The organism is Filobacillus milosensis (assembly GCF_004402015.1).
GTDB classification, from domain to species: domain Bacteria; phylum Bacillota; class Bacilli; order Bacillales; family Alkalibacillaceae; genus Filobacillus; species Filobacillus milosensis.
On the sequence record NZ_SOPW01000018.1, the window covers coordinates 1 to 17,417 of the forward strand.

The 17,417-nt window shown below is 31.4% G+C and carries 16 protein-coding genes, 1 pseudogene and 1 riboswitch; of the genes and pseudogenes, 14 read left to right on the forward strand and 3 right to left on the reverse strand.

Annotated elements, in window-relative coordinates; translation table 11 throughout:
- The coding region (locus tag E3U55_RS13995; RefSeq protein ID WP_194840930.1) for a transposase at positions 1-436 on the forward strand (436 nt) is incomplete at its 5' end.
- 247 nt (positions 437-683) lie between these two features.
- Positions 684-772: riboswitch (cyclic di-GMP riboswitch) on the reverse strand.
- A gap of 10 nt (positions 773-782) precedes the next feature.
- On the opposite strand, the gene E3U55_RS14000 is transcribed toward E3U55_RS13995, so the two are convergent.
- The 3 genes from E3U55_RS14000 to E3U55_RS14010 all read right to left on the reverse strand — a co-directional run bounded on the left by E3U55_RS14000 (position 783) and on the right by E3U55_RS14010 (position 3,056).
- On the reverse strand, positions 783-1,550 hold the full coding sequence (locus E3U55_RS14000) for a tyrosine-protein phosphatase (RefSeq protein ID WP_134341110.1): 768 nt from the start codon (positions 1,548-1,550) through the stop codon (positions 783-785).
- An 83-nt stretch (positions 1,551-1,633) separates the two neighbouring features.
- Positions 1,634-2,320: a CpsD/CapB family tyrosine-protein kinase gene (locus tag E3U55_RS14005; RefSeq protein ID WP_323740417.1), complete on the reverse strand. Its 687-nt coding sequence runs from the start codon at positions 2,318-2,320 to the stop codon at positions 1,634-1,636.
- Entirely contained in the window at positions 2,310-3,056 is a 747-nt protein-coding gene (locus E3U55_RS14010) for a YveK family protein (protein ID WP_134341112.1), read from the reverse strand. The genes E3U55_RS14005 and E3U55_RS14010 overlap by 11 nt, the downstream gene beginning before the upstream one ends.
- A 259-nt stretch (positions 3,057-3,315) precedes the next feature.
- Between E3U55_RS14010 and E3U55_RS14015 the strand changes: the two genes are divergently transcribed.
- The 13 genes and pseudogenes from E3U55_RS14015 to E3U55_RS14075 all read left to right on the forward strand — a co-directional run bounded on the left by E3U55_RS14015 (position 3,316) and on the right by E3U55_RS14075 (position 17,211).
- A complete protein-coding gene (locus tag E3U55_RS14015; RefSeq protein WP_134341113.1) occupies positions 3,316-5,142 on the forward strand; it encodes a polysaccharide biosynthesis protein in 1,827 nt (608 codons plus the stop codon).
- Positions 5,142-6,020 (forward strand): annotated as a pseudogene (gene galU, locus E3U55_RS14020) (UTP--glucose-1-phosphate uridylyltransferase GalU). Before E3U55_RS14015 ends, galU begins: the two are co-directional and overlap by 1 nt.
- A gap of 53 nt (positions 6,021-6,073) precedes the next feature.
- On the forward strand, positions 6,074-6,763 hold the full coding sequence (locus tag E3U55_RS14025; protein ID WP_134341114.1) for a sugar transferase: 690 nt from the start codon (positions 6,074-6,076) through the stop codon (positions 6,761-6,763).
- 8 nt (positions 6,764-6,771) lie between these two features.
- On the forward strand, positions 6,772-7,986 hold the full coding sequence (locus E3U55_RS14030) for a glycosyltransferase family 4 protein (protein ID WP_134341115.1): 1,215 nt from the start codon (positions 6,772-6,774) through the stop codon (positions 7,984-7,986).
- 3 nt (positions 7,987-7,989) lie between these two features.
- Complete coding sequence (locus E3U55_RS14035; protein ID WP_134341116.1) at positions 7,990-8,850, forward strand: sulfotransferase family protein; 861 nt, start codon at positions 7,990-7,992, stop codon at positions 8,848-8,850.
- A gap of 7 nt (positions 8,851-8,857) precedes the next feature.
- Positions 8,858-9,877, forward strand: a complete 1,020-nt coding sequence (locus E3U55_RS14040) for a nucleoside-diphosphate sugar epimerase/dehydratase (protein WP_134341117.1) — start codon at positions 8,858-8,860, stop codon at positions 9,875-9,877.
- Positions 9,877-11,001 (forward strand): capsular polysaccharide biosynthesis protein CapF, encoded by a 1,125-nt coding sequence (locus E3U55_RS14045; RefSeq protein WP_134341118.1) that lies wholly within the window; start codon positions 9,877-9,879, stop codon positions 10,999-11,001. Before E3U55_RS14040 ends, E3U55_RS14045 begins: the two co-directional genes overlap by 1 nt.
- On the forward strand, positions 10,989-12,119 hold the full coding sequence (wecB, locus tag E3U55_RS14050; RefSeq protein WP_134341119.1) for a non-hydrolyzing UDP-N-acetylglucosamine 2-epimerase: 1,131 nt from the start codon (positions 10,989-10,991) through the stop codon (positions 12,117-12,119). Before E3U55_RS14045 ends, wecB begins: the two co-directional genes overlap by 13 nt.
- Positions 12,120-12,124: 5 nt before the next feature.
- Positions 12,125-13,204 (forward strand): glycosyltransferase, encoded by a 1,080-nt coding sequence (locus tag E3U55_RS14055; RefSeq protein WP_228547582.1) that lies wholly within the window; start codon positions 12,125-12,127, stop codon positions 13,202-13,204.
- A 14-nt stretch (positions 13,205-13,218) separates the two neighbouring features.
- Positions 13,219-14,286 (forward strand): glycosyltransferase, encoded by a 1,068-nt coding sequence (locus E3U55_RS14060; RefSeq protein WP_134341121.1) that lies wholly within the window; start codon positions 13,219-13,221, stop codon positions 14,284-14,286.
- The gene (locus E3U55_RS14065) at positions 14,276-15,619 is read left to right on the forward strand and encodes an O-antigen polymerase (protein WP_134341122.1); all 1,344 of its coding nucleotides are present in this window, start codon (positions 14,276-14,278) and stop codon (positions 15,617-15,619) included. The genes E3U55_RS14060 and E3U55_RS14065 overlap by 11 nt, the downstream gene beginning before the upstream one ends.
- Positions 15,620-15,672: 53 nt before the next feature.
- Positions 15,673-16,359, forward strand: coding sequence for a hypothetical protein (locus E3U55_RS14070; RefSeq protein ID WP_134341123.1), 687 nt, complete (start codon positions 15,673-15,675; stop codon positions 16,357-16,359).
- A 75-nt stretch (positions 16,360-16,434) separates the two neighbouring features.
- Complete coding sequence (locus E3U55_RS14075; protein ID WP_194840931.1) at positions 16,435-17,211, forward strand: sulfotransferase family protein; 777 nt, start codon at positions 16,435-16,437, stop codon at positions 17,209-17,211.
- Positions 17,212-17,417: the final 206 nt, after the last annotated feature.

Sequence of the window (17,417 nt, forward strand, 5' to 3'; positions counted from 1 at the left end):
GAGACATGTGTTTTATAAGCATCAGGAGAACTTGTCTGAGAAGCAACGGTGGTACTTAGAACACTACTTAAGTAAATCTGATTATTTGAGAAAAGCTTATCAATTAAAAGAAGAGTATCGAGCGTGGTTCGAAGAAGCAAAGGCTCTTGGGTCTAAGCATCTAAAGTTAATTAAAGAGAAGTTATATCAATATTATGATCTCGTTAAAACTTCAGGAATAATTGAATTTGAAAGGTCAATATCGACCTTTCAAAATTGGCAAAAAGAGATTATGAACAGCTTCGCTTTCAACTTACATAATGGGTATGTTGAAGGGATAAATAACCAGACCAAAGTCATTAAACGTAACGCATTTGGATTTAAAGAGTTTGATCGTTTTAGATTAAAGGTGTTATTACACCATCAATATAAAAATGTAGCAGTTCGAGTCGCATAAATTAGGAGTGAGCGTTCGCTCACCCCAACATTTGACTTAGAACCTTTTTAATTTGTAACTACCTGATAAAAATTTAAATATAAATTCCTCCTAGTTGGATTGTTGTAATGATTGATAAATTGAGAGAGATGCTTGATTTATATGGGGATGTTTGATAAATAATAATGTTGCTTAATAAGAGTGGATGTATGATTGATATGTCAGTGAAATGCTTGATATCCTTCGGGTTTGACTAAAAGAGGGGAATTTCGGCAGCTCGGCGGTCATAGCATTTGGTGATGCGTTAGACCCGTAGCTTTGCGTCCTCATCTTTCAATGAGTTTGCCTTTATCGAGGTTATTAATGACTATAAAAGGCCAAGGATTTTTTTCTTTTTAACTCGCATCGGTTGTTCAACAACGATGTGTCCATTTTCTGCAAGAATTTCAGCGTTCTCTTTTAAATAATATACAGTATCTTGACCGAATTGATTGCTAATTTCTTTCCAGGCTTCTTTCCAAAAGAAGTTTCGATTATTTGTATTGTGGGCATCTGAGGCGATGAAATGCACAAGGTTTGCTTCAATTAAGTCGAGACTAAATTTCTTAATCTTCTTCCCGAACTTACCAGCGATACTAGCTGTTGTTACTTGAGTTAATATACCGTTCTTTACGAGTTTGTATAACAAGTCTGGGTGTTCAATAAATTCTTTGTTTCGTTCTGGGTGTGCGATAATTGGTTGGTATCCGGAGAGCTGTAAATCAAATAGTAGGCGTTTGGCGTATTCTGGTATGTGGTTAGAAGGGAATTCAATTAAGATAAATTTTCCTTTTTCACCTAGTGAGAGAACTTGATTACTCTCGAGCAACTCTTTCAAATCGCCACTAGCACGAATTTCCTGTCCGGACCGAACAATGAGATCAATGCCTTCTTCCTGTAGATGATGATTTAATTCCTTAAGTTTTAGTTGGAGGGTGTCTAAGTCATAATTGAATCGCCGATCTAAGTAATGAGGTGTGGCATAAATCAGTCGTATTCCTTCTTTATGGGCTTGCTTGGCCATATCTATGCTTTCGCTCAGATGAGCTGCTCCGTCGTCGATGCCAGCTAAGATATGACTGTGGATATCAATCATTGAACCACTCCCTAATAAGGTTTTGTAAACTCATACTACCATAGGTCTAAAGTTTGTCAATAATGTAAATTTGTAGAAAATTGTCATCTTCCATAATAATAGTAATAGTGAGTTTTTTCGACATCACGGTCGTTTAACACGACCCCTAGTAAATTTGCTCTAGCTTGTTCCAGTAATTCTTTCGCTTTTTTAGCGCTTTCACGATCTGTTTTTTTACTTCTAACTACTAACAACACACCATCTACCAGATTAGAGAGCACTTGTGAGTCTGTGACCGCCAGCACTGGTGGTGTATCAAAAATAACTAAATCATACTGACTCTTAACCTGCTTTAGTAATTGTTGCATCGCGTTAGAACCTAATAACTCAGAAGGGTTAGGTGGAATTGGACCGCAAGACATGATGTCTAAATTATTTATTCCAGAGTTTTGAACAGTGTCTTCCAACTGGCGGTCGTCCACTAAATAATTGCTTAACCCATAATTGTTAGGTAAACGAAAAGTATAGTGTACCGTAGGTTTTCTTAAATCTGCATCAATTAATAATACTCTCTTACCTTGTTGGGCAAATACAACTGCTAAGTTTCCAGTCGTTAAACTTTTACCTTCAGAAGGCCCAGTAGAGGTCACCAACATTGTATGCAAGTCCTTATCCACTGATGCAAATTGTAAATTCGTTCTAAGTGTTCGGTATTGTTCAGAAATAGGTGATTTCATATTATCCCTTGCTACTAGAATACGTGGAGTTATAGACCTTTTTTTACGCGCCACGTTGCCCACCACGCTTTCTGCTGAATTGTTTACTGGAATCAATAGATTTAATGTTTCCATCAGTAATGGTTGGAATTACACCCATGACGGGTAATCCTAACTCTCTCTCAATATCCTCTTCACTTTTAATCGATTGGTCAAAGTATTCCAATACAAAAGCTAATCCAACACCAGACATTAACCCAAGTACAATAGAAATTGCTAGATTAAGAGTTAAGTTAGGGCTGATAGGCGATGGGTTTGCTCCCACATCTGCTGCAGATAATACGCTGACATTATCAACATTCATTAATAATGGAATAGTATTTTGAAACACTTCAACCGTAGTGTTAGCGATGTCTTCTGCTAAAAAAGGATCTACGTCCGTCACCATTACATTTACCACTTGTGACCCCTGAGCATTAGATACATTCAGCTTGCCTGCAAGTTGTCCAACAGATAGATCTAAATTTAATTCCTCAATCACTTGGTCCAATATTCTAGGGCTTTTTATAATAACATTATATGTATTGATAAGTTCAACATTCGTGCGAATATCATTTACATTGTAGTTCAAGTCTCTGAATGTTTCTTTTTGAGTGACCATGAATTGGGAAGACGCTTCATATCGCGGAGTTATTATATACATGGTGGCAAGAAAGCTAATAATTAAGGCTAATAGAGTAATAGAAATAATTAACCAGATACGTTTTTTCAGAACTGAAAATATTTCATTTAGTGATATTGTCTCTTCCATGTTTAACCTCCAGAAAATATAATTACTGTTATACTACAATAAATTCTAGTAAAATAATAGTGATTAAATGTAAAATGCATACATATCTATAAAAATAATGAATTTCCCTCCCTAATTACCATTAAATTAATAAAACGCTATTTAATTAACTTGTAAAATTTGTTATTATATTGACATATAGTTTATCGGTGTGTAAGATTCTGAAAATCTTATTTTAGGACATATTTACTATATATTGGTTAAGGAAAGGTTGGTTGGATTGGCTTATAAAACTAGACTATCATTATTGTTTTTATTAGATTCATTGATTGTTTTAAGTTCCATCTATTTAAGCTCATACATACTTTACGATACATTTACTATTCGACAGGAAACCATGTTTACCTCCTCAATTGTACTAATCATCTCTCACCATTTATTAGCTTTCGTTTTTGGCCTTTATAATAAATCTTGGGAATACGCGAGTATTGGAGAACTATTAAGTATATTTAATGTAGTCACAGTATCGATTATCACGGCTTTAATTGCTCAATTTACCGCTTATGATACTGTACTTATTCGTGCTATGGCAGTAACGTGGATGTTACATATTCTATTAATCGGTGGATCGAGATTTGCGTGGCGAGTGTTTAGAGATTACTTCTTATCATCATCCAAGGGGAAAAAGAGAACGCTTATTATCGGTGCAGGAGCTGGTGGAGCTATGGTGGCGCGTCAGTTACTAAGTAGTAAAGAAAGTGAACTGAAGCCAGTTGCGTTCTTAGATGATGATTATAATAAACAAAAAATACAAATTCACGGACTACCAATAGCTGGACGGATGGAACATCTACAAAAAGTTGCCAAGAAGAAAAACATAGAACATATACTCATAGCTATACCATCACTTGAAGTTGGTAGACTGAATGATATTGTCAGTGAATGTACAGAAACAAGTATCAAGACTCAAATCATTCCTCGAATCGAAGATATTATGACGGGGAAAGTAGAAGTGAGTCAATTCCGAGACGTTGAAGTTGAAGACTTACTTGGACGAGACCCCGTGGAACTAGATATTAATAGCATATCAGAATACATAACAGGAAAAACGATATTAATCACAGGTGCAGGGGGTTCGATAGGTTCAGAGATTTGTCGTCAAATCGCAACATATGAACCGGAAAAGTTAATCCTGCTAGGTCATGGTGAAAATAGCATTTATCAAATTCACCGTTATCTATCAAACCGTTATCAGAATCGATTTGAAATTATACCAATTATAGCAGATGTTCAGGACAGGGAACGAATCTTTGATATGGTAGGGAAATTTAAGCCGGATGTAATTTATCATGCCGCAGCGCATAAACATGTACCTTTGATGGAAGGTAATCAAAAGGAAGCGGTTAAAAATAACATCTATGGAACTAAAAATGTCGCTGAAGCAGCAGACTATCATAACGTCGGCACATTCGTATTAGTTTCAACAGATAAAGCTGTTAACCCTACGAACGTGATGGGCGCAACCAAGCGTGTGGCTGAAATGGTGATCCAGAACTTGTCAGCGAAAAGCCAAACAAAATTTTGTGCAGTTCGGTTTGGGAACGTATTAGGCAGTCGTGGATCAGTCATCCCACTATTTAAAGAACAAATCCAAAACGGTGGACCTGTAACCGTCACACACCCGGAAATGACACGTTATTTCATGACAATTCCAGAAGCGAGTCAATTGGTCATGCAGGCAGGAGCCCTGGCACGTGGTGGCGAGGTCTTTGTTCTGGATATGGGTGAACCGGTTAAAATCGTTGACCTGGCGAAGAACTTAATTCGATTATCCGGTCATTCCTTAGACGATATTCCTATTGAATTCACCGGCATCAGGCCAGGTGAAAAAATGTACGAGGAACTCCTCGGAGAAGATGAAGTCTCGGATAAACAAGTCTTCCCGAAAATTTATATCGGTAAAGCTACCCATGAAGCGGTGGGTGGTATAAATGAACAAATCCAAACCTTATTAGACGATGAAAGTAAACTTAAAGAGCGTTTACTTGGGACGATTCAACCGGCACATGAAGATATCGACGAGTTAGCAAAGGAAGGTGCGAGTTAATGCAAAAAGTTAAAAAAGCAATTATTCCCGCCGCTGGTCTAGGAACTCGATTCTTACCAGCAACAAAAGCTCAACCGAAGGAAATGTTACCGATTGTAGATAAGCCAACGATTCAATAAATCGTTGAAGAAGCTATTGAATCCGGAATAGAAGATATTATCATTGTTACTGGTAAAAGTAAGCGAGCGATAGAAAATCACTTTGATAAAAACTTCGAATTAGAAAAATGTTGATAAAAAAATGGCAAACATGATTTATTAAACAAAGTTCGTGAATCGGTCATAGATATTCATTATGTCAGACAAAAGGAACCACAAGGGTTGGGTCATGCGGTATGGAGTGCGCAAAAGTTTATTAGTGATGAATCATCTGCCGTTTTACTAGGAGATGACATTGTACGAGCAGAAAGACCAGGGTTAAAACAACTTATTGATGAGTATGAGAAAACAGAAAAATCAGTGATTGGCGTACAAACTGTTCCTGATGGAGAGACTAACCGATACGGCATCATTGATCCATTAGATCAAGACGGTCGTTTATACCGCGTTAACAACTTCGTAGAAAAGCCAGAGTTAGGTCAACAACCTTCTAACTTAGCAATTATGGGCCGATATATTCTTAATCCAGAAATTATGAGTTTTTTAGGACAACATAAAATTGGTGCAGGAAACGAAATACAATTAACTGATGCGATTCAAATGTTAAATGAAAAGGAATCTGTTTATGCATATGATTTTAAAGGCAGAAGATATGATGTTGGAGAAATTATGGGATTTTTAAAGACTATGATTGAGATGTCGATGGAACGTGAAGATCTTAAAGATGAACTAATAGACTTTATGACAGAATTGCTTAATAAAGAAATAGTTACAAGATGAGTATGAATTTCTATAACCCTTAATGGGTTTTATTTATTGGAGGGGAAGAAGTTTTGTACAAAATATATATTAAACGATTAATAGATATTATTTTATCTTTACTGGCATTAATTATTCTTTCCCCAATCATTTTAATCATTACAGTTCTAGTGCGGGTGAAACTTGGGAGTCCTGTATTATTCAAACAGCAACGTCCAGGGTTAAATGAGTTGATTTTTACCATGTATAAATTCCGAACTATGACAAATGAAAAGGATAAGAACGGTAATCTATTACCTGATCATATCAGATTAACCAAATTTGGCCGTTTCCTTAGGTCAACTTCATTAGATGAATTACCAGAGTTATTTAACATTATAAAAGGCGATATGTCTATAGTTGGACCTAGGCCACAATTGGTACGTGACATGGTGTTTATGTCCAACAATCAAAGACAAAGACATTCTGTTAAACCAGGTCTTACAGGTTGGGCGCAAATAAACGGGAGAAACAATCTCTCATGGGAAAATAAATTGAATTTAGATTTAGATTATATAAGTCAAATTTCATTTTCAATGGATATTAAAATTATTTTTCTTACGTTATTAAAAGTATTCAAAAAAGAAGATGTTAATACAGAAGGTATGGATACCGCGGAAGACCTTGGAGATTATTTGTTGAGAATAGGTAAGATTGATTCGACTGAATATGAGCAAAAAATGAATCAAAGTCAAATTTTATTAGGAAATAAAAAGGTAGGTTGACTTATTGTATGAATGTTTTATTTTTGATGTTAAATTACCCCTATGACCAAAAACGGGAACATATGTATAAAGACTTAAGTAGGAAATTTGCAGAAGAAGGACATAACGTAAATGTAGCTGCGTTATTAGAAGATAGATACGGAGATAACACATTCGTACAAGACGAGGGTAATCATAAGATACTTTGGATTAAAGCAGGTAATTACTTTGGTGTTAATAAATTCAAAAAAGGTTTCACTGCTTTAATGCTTCCATTTTATTTCAATAATGCTATTAATAAGCATTTTAAAGGAATAGATTTTGACTTAGTTATCTATCCGACACCTGCAATTACACTTTATTATACAGTGAGGAAATTAAAAAAGAAATTTTCGAATGCAAAATATTTATTAGTAGTTAAAGATATTTTTCCACAGAATGCAGTAGATATTGGGTTAATGAGCAAAGGTATTGTTTATAAAATTTTTCGTAATATCGAGAAAAAGATTTATAATATCTCAGATTACTTAGGGTGTATGTCCCAACAAAATATTAACTATTTAAAACAATATAAAAATATCAGACCTAATAAATTCTTTATCTTAGAAAATTGGTCAACTATTTATAAAGTAAGTAAACTTTATGAAACTGAAAAGAAATATGTTAGAGAAAAATACAATATTTCTAATAAATTCGTATGCACTTTCGGAGGAAATATTAGTCCAGCAAATGAATTGGAATTTTTAATAGATTTAGCAGATAAACTACAAAGAAATAATGTTAATGATGTTAAATTTCTAATCATCGGTAAAGGGATAGCCAAAAGAAAAATTGAAAATATTATTCAAAAAAAACAATTGAAAAATGTTGAAATGTTCGATTTCGTACCTACTGAGGAATATGATCAATTACTAAAATTAAGTGATATAGGGTTAGTTAATTTAAACAGAAATTACACTATACCAAATATACCTTCTAAAACTCTTAATTTGATGAGACTTGGAAAACCTGTATTAGCTGCAACGGATTCCAATACAGATTATAATGTCCTAATTACTGAAGAAGCAAATTGTGGTTTGTGGTGTGAAACAGGCGATTTGGATACATATTATAGTAATTTTATGTTGTTAAAAGAATCTGCTGAGTTAAGAGAAACTCTTTCTGAAAATGCAAGGGATTATTTTGAGAGAAATCTTACAACTGATAAAGCATATCAAAATATTATGGGAAAAGTAGGAGAGTAGTAGATGAATATTGTTATAATTGGTGCGGCACGTTCAGGCACTAATATGTTGAGAGATCTTTTAACTAACCTAAATAATATTGCTACTTGGCCATGTGATGAAATTAATTATATTTGGCGCTATAGCAATCGTTCAACAGAACATGATGAATTCACAATAAGTGAAGTTAATGATAAAAATATAGACTATATTAATAAACAATTTGAATGGGTACGTAAAAAATATAATGTAGAACATGTAGTTGAAAAAACGTGTGCCAATTCATTAAGAGTAGAGTTTGTTGATTCAATCGTGAAGGATCCTAAATATGTGTTTATATTTAGAGATCCCATAGATGTCATTGCGAGTGCAGATAAAAGGTGGAAAGCAGAACTAGACATTAAGTACATCTTAGATAAGGCAAGGTTCATTCCATTTTCAGATGTACCCTATTATGGTAGTAAATATTTATTGAATCGTGTGCAGAAGTTATTAAATAAGGAAAAACGTTTATCTTATTGGGGGCCCAAATATAAAGGATTTGAAAAAGATGCATCTAGTTTAAACGCAGTCGAAATTTCAGCAAAACAATGGAAGAAATCTGTTGAAAAATCAGCTGAAACTCTAAAGCAAATCCCTTCTTCAAAGTATATTGCTATTGAGTATAATAACTTTGTAAAAGACCCTGAAAAACACTTGAAAAGTATATTGGATTTCTTAAACCTTAACTATAATGAGAGTGCTATTCAGGGTATTAGTGAAAACGTGTCTAGCAAAAGTATTGGTAAAGGGTATGAGTCACTAGATGATAGAGAAAGAGCAATAATAAATGATATCGTTGGTGATACTTATCGAAAAATAAAAGAGGACTTTATTAAGGTGTGAGAACAAAATGTTTAAAGATAAAACATTATTAATAACTGGTGGAACAGGATCGTTTGGTAATGCAGTTATGAAACGTTTTCTGGATACAGATATAAAAGAAATACGTATATTTTCACGTGATGAGAAAAAACAAGATGATATGCGCAAACAATACAGAAATGAAAAATTAAAGTTTCATATTGGGGATGTCCGCGATAAACAAAGCGTTAAAGATGCAATGTATGGAGTGGATTATATATTTCATGCAGCAGCACTTAAACAAGTCCCTTCATGTGAATTTTTTCCCATGGAAGCTGTCAAAACTAACGTTCAAGGTACAGAGAATGTTTTGCAAGCAGCTATTGAAACAGGTATAAAACGTGTTATTTGCCTTTCAACGGACAAAGCAGCTTATCCTATAAATGCTATGGGTATATCAAAGGCAATGATGGAGAAAGTTTTTGTAGCTAAGTCGAAAACTGTTGATCCGAGCAGAACGTTAATTAGTGGTACTCGATATGGGAATGTTATGGCATCACGTGGATCGGTTATACCTTTATTTATTCAACAAATTAAAGAAGGGCAACCTATTACTGTAACTGATCCAAATATGACTAGGTTTCTAATGACTTTAGAGGAAGCTGTGGAATTGGTTATCTTTGCATACCAAAATGCTAAAGCTGGAGACATTATGGTACAAAAAGCACCAGCATCAACAATTGGTGACTTAGCTCAAGCCTTGAAAGAATTATTTAATGTTAATAATGAAATTAAAGTTATAGGTACAAGGCACGGGGAAAAACTATATGAAACTTTGTTAACCAAAGAAGAACATGTCGTAGCAGAAGATTTGGGTGGTTTTTATCGAGTGCCTGCTGATACTAGAGATTTAAACTATGACAAATATTTTTTAGAAGGTAATCAAAAATTGTCTACTGAAGAGGAATACAATTCACACAATACTGACCGTTTGAATGTTGAACAGGTTAAACAAAAACTTTTAACATTAGATATAGTTCAAGAAGCATTGAAAGGTTGGCATAATTAATGAATATTCTTATTACAGGATCTAATGGGTTTATTGCTAAAAATTTAATAGCAGAACTTGAAAGTCATGGGTATAATAATTTACTTCTATTTAATAGAGAGAACGATTTAGATGACTTGAGTGAATTTTGCGAAAAAGCGGATTTTGTATTTCATTTAGCAGGTGTAAATCGGCCAACACATGAAGAAGAATTTATGGAAGGTAATTATAATTTGACCCTTGAGTTATTAAATAAATTAGAAGAACATGGTAACAAAAGTCCGTTATTGATTACTTCTTCCATTCAAGTTGAGAAGGATAATCCTTATGGGCGCAGCAAAAAAGCAGGGGAAGAACTTGTTTTTAATTATGGTCAAAAGCAAAATGTAAATACTTATATATACAGGTTACCAAATGTCTTTGGTAAATGGTGTAAGCCTAATTATAATAGTGCTGTCGCTACATTTTGTCATAATATAGCTAATGAATTGCCAATTCAAGTAAATGATCCTGATGTTATGATGAAATTAGTATATATAGATGACGTTATACAAGAGTTTATCCGTGCTCTAAATGGAAATCCAAATGATAATAATAGTTTCTGTGAAATTCCGACAATACATTTTATTAAATTGGGTCAAATTGTCGAGTTACTAGAGTCTTTTAGAAATAGTAGACAGAATTATATGATACCTAATATGTCTGATGAATTTACTAAGAAGCTTTATAGTACTTATTTAAGCTATTTAGATGAGAATGATTTTAACTATCCATTAAAAATGAATGTGGACAATCGTGGCTCATTCACTGAAATATTAAAAACGCCCGATCGAGGTCAAGTTTCAGTGAATGTAAGCAAACCAGGAATTATTAAAGGGAATCATTGGCATCACACAAAAAATGAAAAGTTTTTAGTCGTGTCTGGAAAAGGTGTAATACGATTTAGAAAATACAACACAAGTGAAGTTATTGAATATCACGTTTCAGGTAATAAACTTGAAGTAATTGATATTCCTGTTGGTTATACACATAATATTGAAAACCTTGGCGATACCGATATGGTTACATTAATGTGGGCTAATGAACTATTTGATCCAGAAAACCCCGATACTTATTATTTGGAGGTACAAACATGGAAAAATTGAAAGTTATGACTGTAGTTGGTACTCGGCCAGAAATAATTCGGCTATCAGCTGTAATAAATAAATTAGAAGGATCCGATGCAATTGACCATACATTAGTGCACACTGGTCAAAATTATGACTATGAATTAAATGAGGTTTTTTTTAAAGATTTTAATCTCCGTAAGCCAGATTATTTTCTGGATGCTGCACAGGGGTCAGCTATAGAAACTATTGGTAATATATTTATGGCAATTGATCCAGTATTGGATAAGGTACAACCAGATGCTTTATTAGTATTAGGAGATACGAATAGTTGTTTAACTGCAATCGCAGCTAAACGTAAGAAAATACCAATATTTCATATGGAAGCTGGCAATCGTTGCTTTGACCAACGAGTCCCAGAGGAAACGAATAGAAAAATAGTGGATCATACTGCTGACATAAACCTAACTTATAGTGATATTGCTAGGGAATATTTATTAAGAGAAGGACTTCCAGCTGACCGCATTATTAAAACAGGAAGTCCGATGTTTGAAGTTTTGAATTGGAAAAAAAATGATATAAAAAAATCAAAGGTACTAGATAAACTTGAACTTAATGAAAATGAATACTTTGTGGTATCTGCACATAGAGAAGAAAATATTAACTCTAAGGAAAACTTTAATAATTTAGTTGATAGTTTAAATGCTATTGCACAACATTTTGGTATACCAGTAATCGTTAGTACTCACCCTAGGACACGTAAAATGATAGATTCGAGTGGTGTAGAATTGCATCCATTAATTAAAACATTAAAGCCTTTAGGATTTAATGACTATAATAAATTACAACTTTGTTCACGAGCAGTCCTGAGTGATAGTGGAACTATAAGTGAAGAATCATCTATATTAGGCTTCACAGCTCTTAATATTCGACAAGCACATGAAAGACCAGAAGCAATGGAAGAGGCTTCTGTTATGATGGTTGGTTTGCAAAAGAATAGAATTTTACAAGGTATAGAAGTTTTAGATACACAAGAAGAAAACACATTACGTTTAGTTTATGATTATAGCATGCCAAATGTATCTGAGAAGGTGTTGAGGATTATACTGTCTTATACGGATTATGTGAATAGAGTTGTCTGGAGGAATAGTAATTGAGAATAATGGTTTTTGACGTTCCTGCGGAAAGTGGAGGGGCTTTATCAATTTTAAATGATTTTTATCAAGAAGTAAAAGATTGTTGTAAAGAACAAGATGAAATTGAATGGTATTTTGTTCTTAGTACTACTTACCTTGAAGAACGTGATAATATTAAAACATTAAATTACCCGTGGGTTAAAAAAAGCTGGTTACATAGATTTTATTTTGATAGATTTATAGCACCCAAAATAGTTAACAAATACAATGTAGATAAAATATTATCTCTTCAAAACTTAGTTGTACCAAAGATAAAAAGGATTCCGCAAATAGTCTATATACACCAGTCATTACCTTTTGTAAACTATAAATTTAAGTTTATGAATGAAACAAAGTTTTGGGTTTACCAAAATTTAATAGGAAAGAGTATTACTAATTCAATTGAAAAAGCTAATAAAACTATAGTGCAAACTAATTGGATGAAAGATGCGATAATAAAAAAAGCAAAAAATGTTGAAGAGAATAATATAAAAGTAATTCCACCTAAAGTAGATATTAAAAAAATTAAAACATTAAATAAAGAAATTTACTCAATGAAAACTTTCTTTTATCCAGCAAGTGCTCAATATTATAAAAATCATAGAGTTATTGTCGGAGCGTGCCAAAAGCTAATAGCTGAGGGAATTAAAGACTTCAATGTAATTTTTACTCTAAATGGTAATGAAACGGAGCACATTAGAAGTTTATATTTGAAAGTAAAAGATAAAAGTCTGCCTATTAGTTTTATAGGAAGGATAAGTAGAGATGAGGTTTTTGAATATTATTCAAAATGTGTTTTGCTGTTTCCTTCTTATATTGAAACTTTCGGTATGCCACTTTTAGAAGCTAAACTTACTAATAGTTTTATAATCGCATCTGATGCACCATTTACCCATGAAATTTTAAAAGATTATGATAATGTTCGTTTTATCGATCCATTTAATAATTACGATGTTTCTAAAAATATGAAGGAAGCTATTAAAAAGGAAAAATATAATAATATGGAATCCAATAATCCGATAACTAAAAATGTTACGATTATTGAACAAGTATTATCAAGTAACTGAAAGGGTCTTAAAACATGAAAATACTTTTTTTTACAGATTCTAAGTTAACTTCTCCTAGTAGGTATCGAATTTTTCAATATCAAAAATACTTAAAAAAAGATAAAATAAAAGCCAAGTATTCTAAACTTTATTCTGAACGGTTTCATTATTTTAGGATGAAATATAGAAATAATTTTTTAGGGAAAATTGTATTATCTTTTAATTGGTTATTTGCTGCTATTAAAAGATTAATTATTTTCTTTTTGTTTACTCCATTTTACGATATTGTTCATATAAATAGAGACTTTATTCCTAATGTTAATGTCAGGTTTAAATGGTATTTGGACTTATTTAATACAAAATTAGTGTATGAGTTTGATGATGCTTTATTTTTAACACAAAAACCAACAGATAAAATAAAGTATTTAATTTCTGCATCCAATCAAGTTATAAGTGGTAATGAATATTTGAATAATTATGCCGAAAGGTTCAATCAAAATACTGTTATTATTCCTACAGTAGTTGACAAAGATTTATATAGTGATATTGAAAAAGATAGTAAGAATGACAAGACATTTATTATTGGCTGGATTGGTGCGCCGACTACAATCGAAAATTTGGATATAATAGTAGAGCCACTAAATAGGTTTGTAGATAAATACAATAATGTACATTTTAAATTTATTTGTGATGATGACCATGGATACCTAGATAAAATTAATAATTCTTCTTTTGTTAAATGGAATTTATCCACATATCTAAAAGAACTTTCTGAAATTGATATAGGAGTAATGCCTCTCTATGATAATGAGTTTAATAAAGGAAAATGTGGTTTTAAATTAATACAATATTTAGCCTTAGGTAAACCAATAATAGCCTCTCCTGTTGGAGTAAATGTTGAAATTATAGAGAAGTCAAAAGCGGGCTTATTAAGCGACACTGATGATCAATGGTTTGATGAATTAGAAAATATCTATGTAAATAAAGATCTATATCAGAAATTTTCTTTGAACGCCAATAAAGCATTTAATAATATATACAACACGAATAAACAATATTATAAGTTAAAAAAAATATGGTGTGATTTGATAAATGAAAATTAATTTAAATAATTTCATAAGGATTATTTCTTTGCTATCAATAACAACAGTTACAGTAATAATAACCATAGCATTTAAATCTTCACTATTGTCTTCTCTTATGTTCGTATTATTAACTTTAACTTATCTCTTTTCAACCAGAAAGATATTAGGTGTTGTTTTAAATCCGTTAACTATATTTGGTACGTTTTGGTTTATGGTAAGTATAGTAACTTTTTATCCCTGGGGCAATAATATTTTCATTTTTAAAGAGGGTTTTTTTACGACAACTTTTGTAATAGTTTATTGGGTTAGTACAATATCTATAATCTTAGGGTTATTATTACCTTTCTTAGTAATAAATTATAATAAAGATTATATTAATAATTTATTACAAAAATTAGAACAAAGTTCATTATCTATTTTATCAAATAAAATTTATCAAATTAATATATTATTATATTTAATAGTAATTACATCTTATATTATATATTACTTAAATATAGGATCAATTCCTATTTTGACAGGTAATAAAGTGAATGAAGTAAATGGCAATGTAAATATAATCGGGTTAAGTTACTTAAAAAACCTATCGTGGGTTTCAGTCAGCCTTTCATTAGTAAATTATTTTCTATATTCTAATAAAAAAATAAAATATACTAACCCATTACTATTTGTTATCACTATTATTTTAATCACTATAGAAGGAAAAAAATGGTCTGTCGTAGGGATTTTATTAATAGTTTTTTTCTATATAATTCTTTTTAATTTGAAAAGGTACAAATCTATTATATTCGGTATGTTGCTTCTCCTTATAGTTGTGTTTTTGGGCAATTTTTATATGAGAGATTTATATAGTACTTTTAAATTGAATTATTTAAATACTGGTTTAGTGAATATAGATAATAACTTTGGTCCAATTGCTGTTTATATATCTAATTACGTGTGGAAGAATTTCTTTGTGGTACAACAAATCTTAGAAACTAATATTGATTATTCATACGGTACTAACACATTTAAGTTTTTAATTTCTCCATTTTTATCGTCTGATGTACAATCCAATCTAATAAAAGCCAACGAGTTTTTCGAAGGTAACGCTGTTGTGTTTTTTGGGTACTATTACCTCGACTTTGGTATACTTGGCGCAATCTTAGTGAGTTTCTTTACAGGCCTATTTAGCAGTTATATTTATATTAAAATGCATTATAAATTAATTCCATATGTAATCATATACGGTTTTATCTTTAAAAACTTAATTCTACTTTTTGCTCAGAACACTTTCTCAAGTACAATTTTCTGGTTTAATTGTTTTTTCGTTATTTTACTTTTTAAATTCGTCTTCAAAAAATTTGAGTAGAAACGTAATAGTACACTTTAAGTTTCAAATAATATTAAGAAAGAGTGATGAATTTGTTACAACAATTTAGAATAAATTTAAAATCTAATCTATTAATCTACAAGTATTATGCTAATTTTAAAAATCGCTTTATGAACGGTCATTACAGTCTAGCAAAAACCGGTATAGATTTATGTATTGAGGCATACCCCTCATCCGCCAATACATATTTACAATCTCTATTAGAAGAAGTAAATAAAGATTTAACCACAGCACATCATACACACTCTGTTGCAAATATGAAAATGGCATTAGTCAATGATATTCCTTTAGTTGTTATAATTAGAAAGCCTTTAGATGCGATTACTTCTAGATTAGTGAGGTTTCCTAACACAAATACGAATTTTGCTTTATTAGAGTATTATTCTTTTTATTCTTATGTATTAAATAATATAAATAATCTTGTGATTATTAATTTTTCTGAATTAATAAATTCACCTTTGGGGGTAATAGAGAGGGTCAATCCAAGGTTAAGTCAAAATAAGCAAATCGATATATCAAAAATCGATATTGAAAGAATAGTAGAAAACACAAAGAAAAAAATTATCGAAGGTGAAAATGATAATGAAAAGTTAGCTTTACCTAGTGAAAAAAGAGAACTCGAAAAAGATCATATAAAATCTGTACTAGAGCAAAATGAGATATTAATAGATTGTGATAAAATATATAATGAAATTCTAAAGAATATGTATAAAAAATAAAAACTATTATTAGAAGTTAAGAACAGACTGTTAATAAATTTTTATAACAATATGAAGAGGGGAAATTTGCTTATTATGAATAAACAGATAATTGTTCTTGGAATGCATAGGTCAGGTACATCAACTCTTGCATTAATTCTTCAAAGTATAGGAGTTAATATGGGAGAAGAATTGTTAGGAGCAAATTCCGGGAACCCTTATGGTCATGGAGAAGATATAGATTTTTTGAATATTAATAATAAAATGTTAAAGCATGTTAATAAATCTTGGGATTTTCCACCTTCTGATGATAATATTAAAACGGCTTTTTTTAAACACAGAAAATCTATACAAAAACTAATAAATATAAAAAACAGTAAGCCTTTATGGGGTTGGAAAGAACCTAGGACCTCATTATTTGTTAATGAATATCATGATTGTTTATCTAACCCTTATTATATATATGTAGAAAGAGATCCACATGAAGTAGCAGAATCTTTGAAGAAAAGAAATGGTATGCCTATAAAAAAAGGGCTAAGATTATATGAAAGATATACTGAAAAAATACAAAATTTTATAGAGGAAAATCCTGAAATTAGAATATTAAAGATAAATTTTAAAGATATTAATAGTGATAGTCTTGCTGTAATTAATAGACTTATAGATTTTTTAGAAATAGAACCTTCCAAAAGTGAAATAGGTTTAGCATTGAAAATTGTAAAACCCTTAGGTGTGGTAAGGGCAAATAGAAAAAACATTAAACATAAAGAAATGATATTTTTATTAAATAAGGTCTTGCACCATCCATTTAGATCGATAATATCCTTTTTTCGCATTAGTTTTAAAAAAATAAAATATTTTTTAGGTATTTAAAAATATAATATAAAACAATTTCAGCATATTTATTGATCTATTGATAAAACACAAGAAATATTTGTTTATAAAAACGCTAAAAAATGCTAATCAAGTTATTTTGAAGCTTCTGTATTTTGTAGTAGCATTGTAAAAATATAAAATACCAAGTGCAATCCTAATATATGGTTACAACGATGTCCGATTACTAAGTTCTGCGTTTGAGT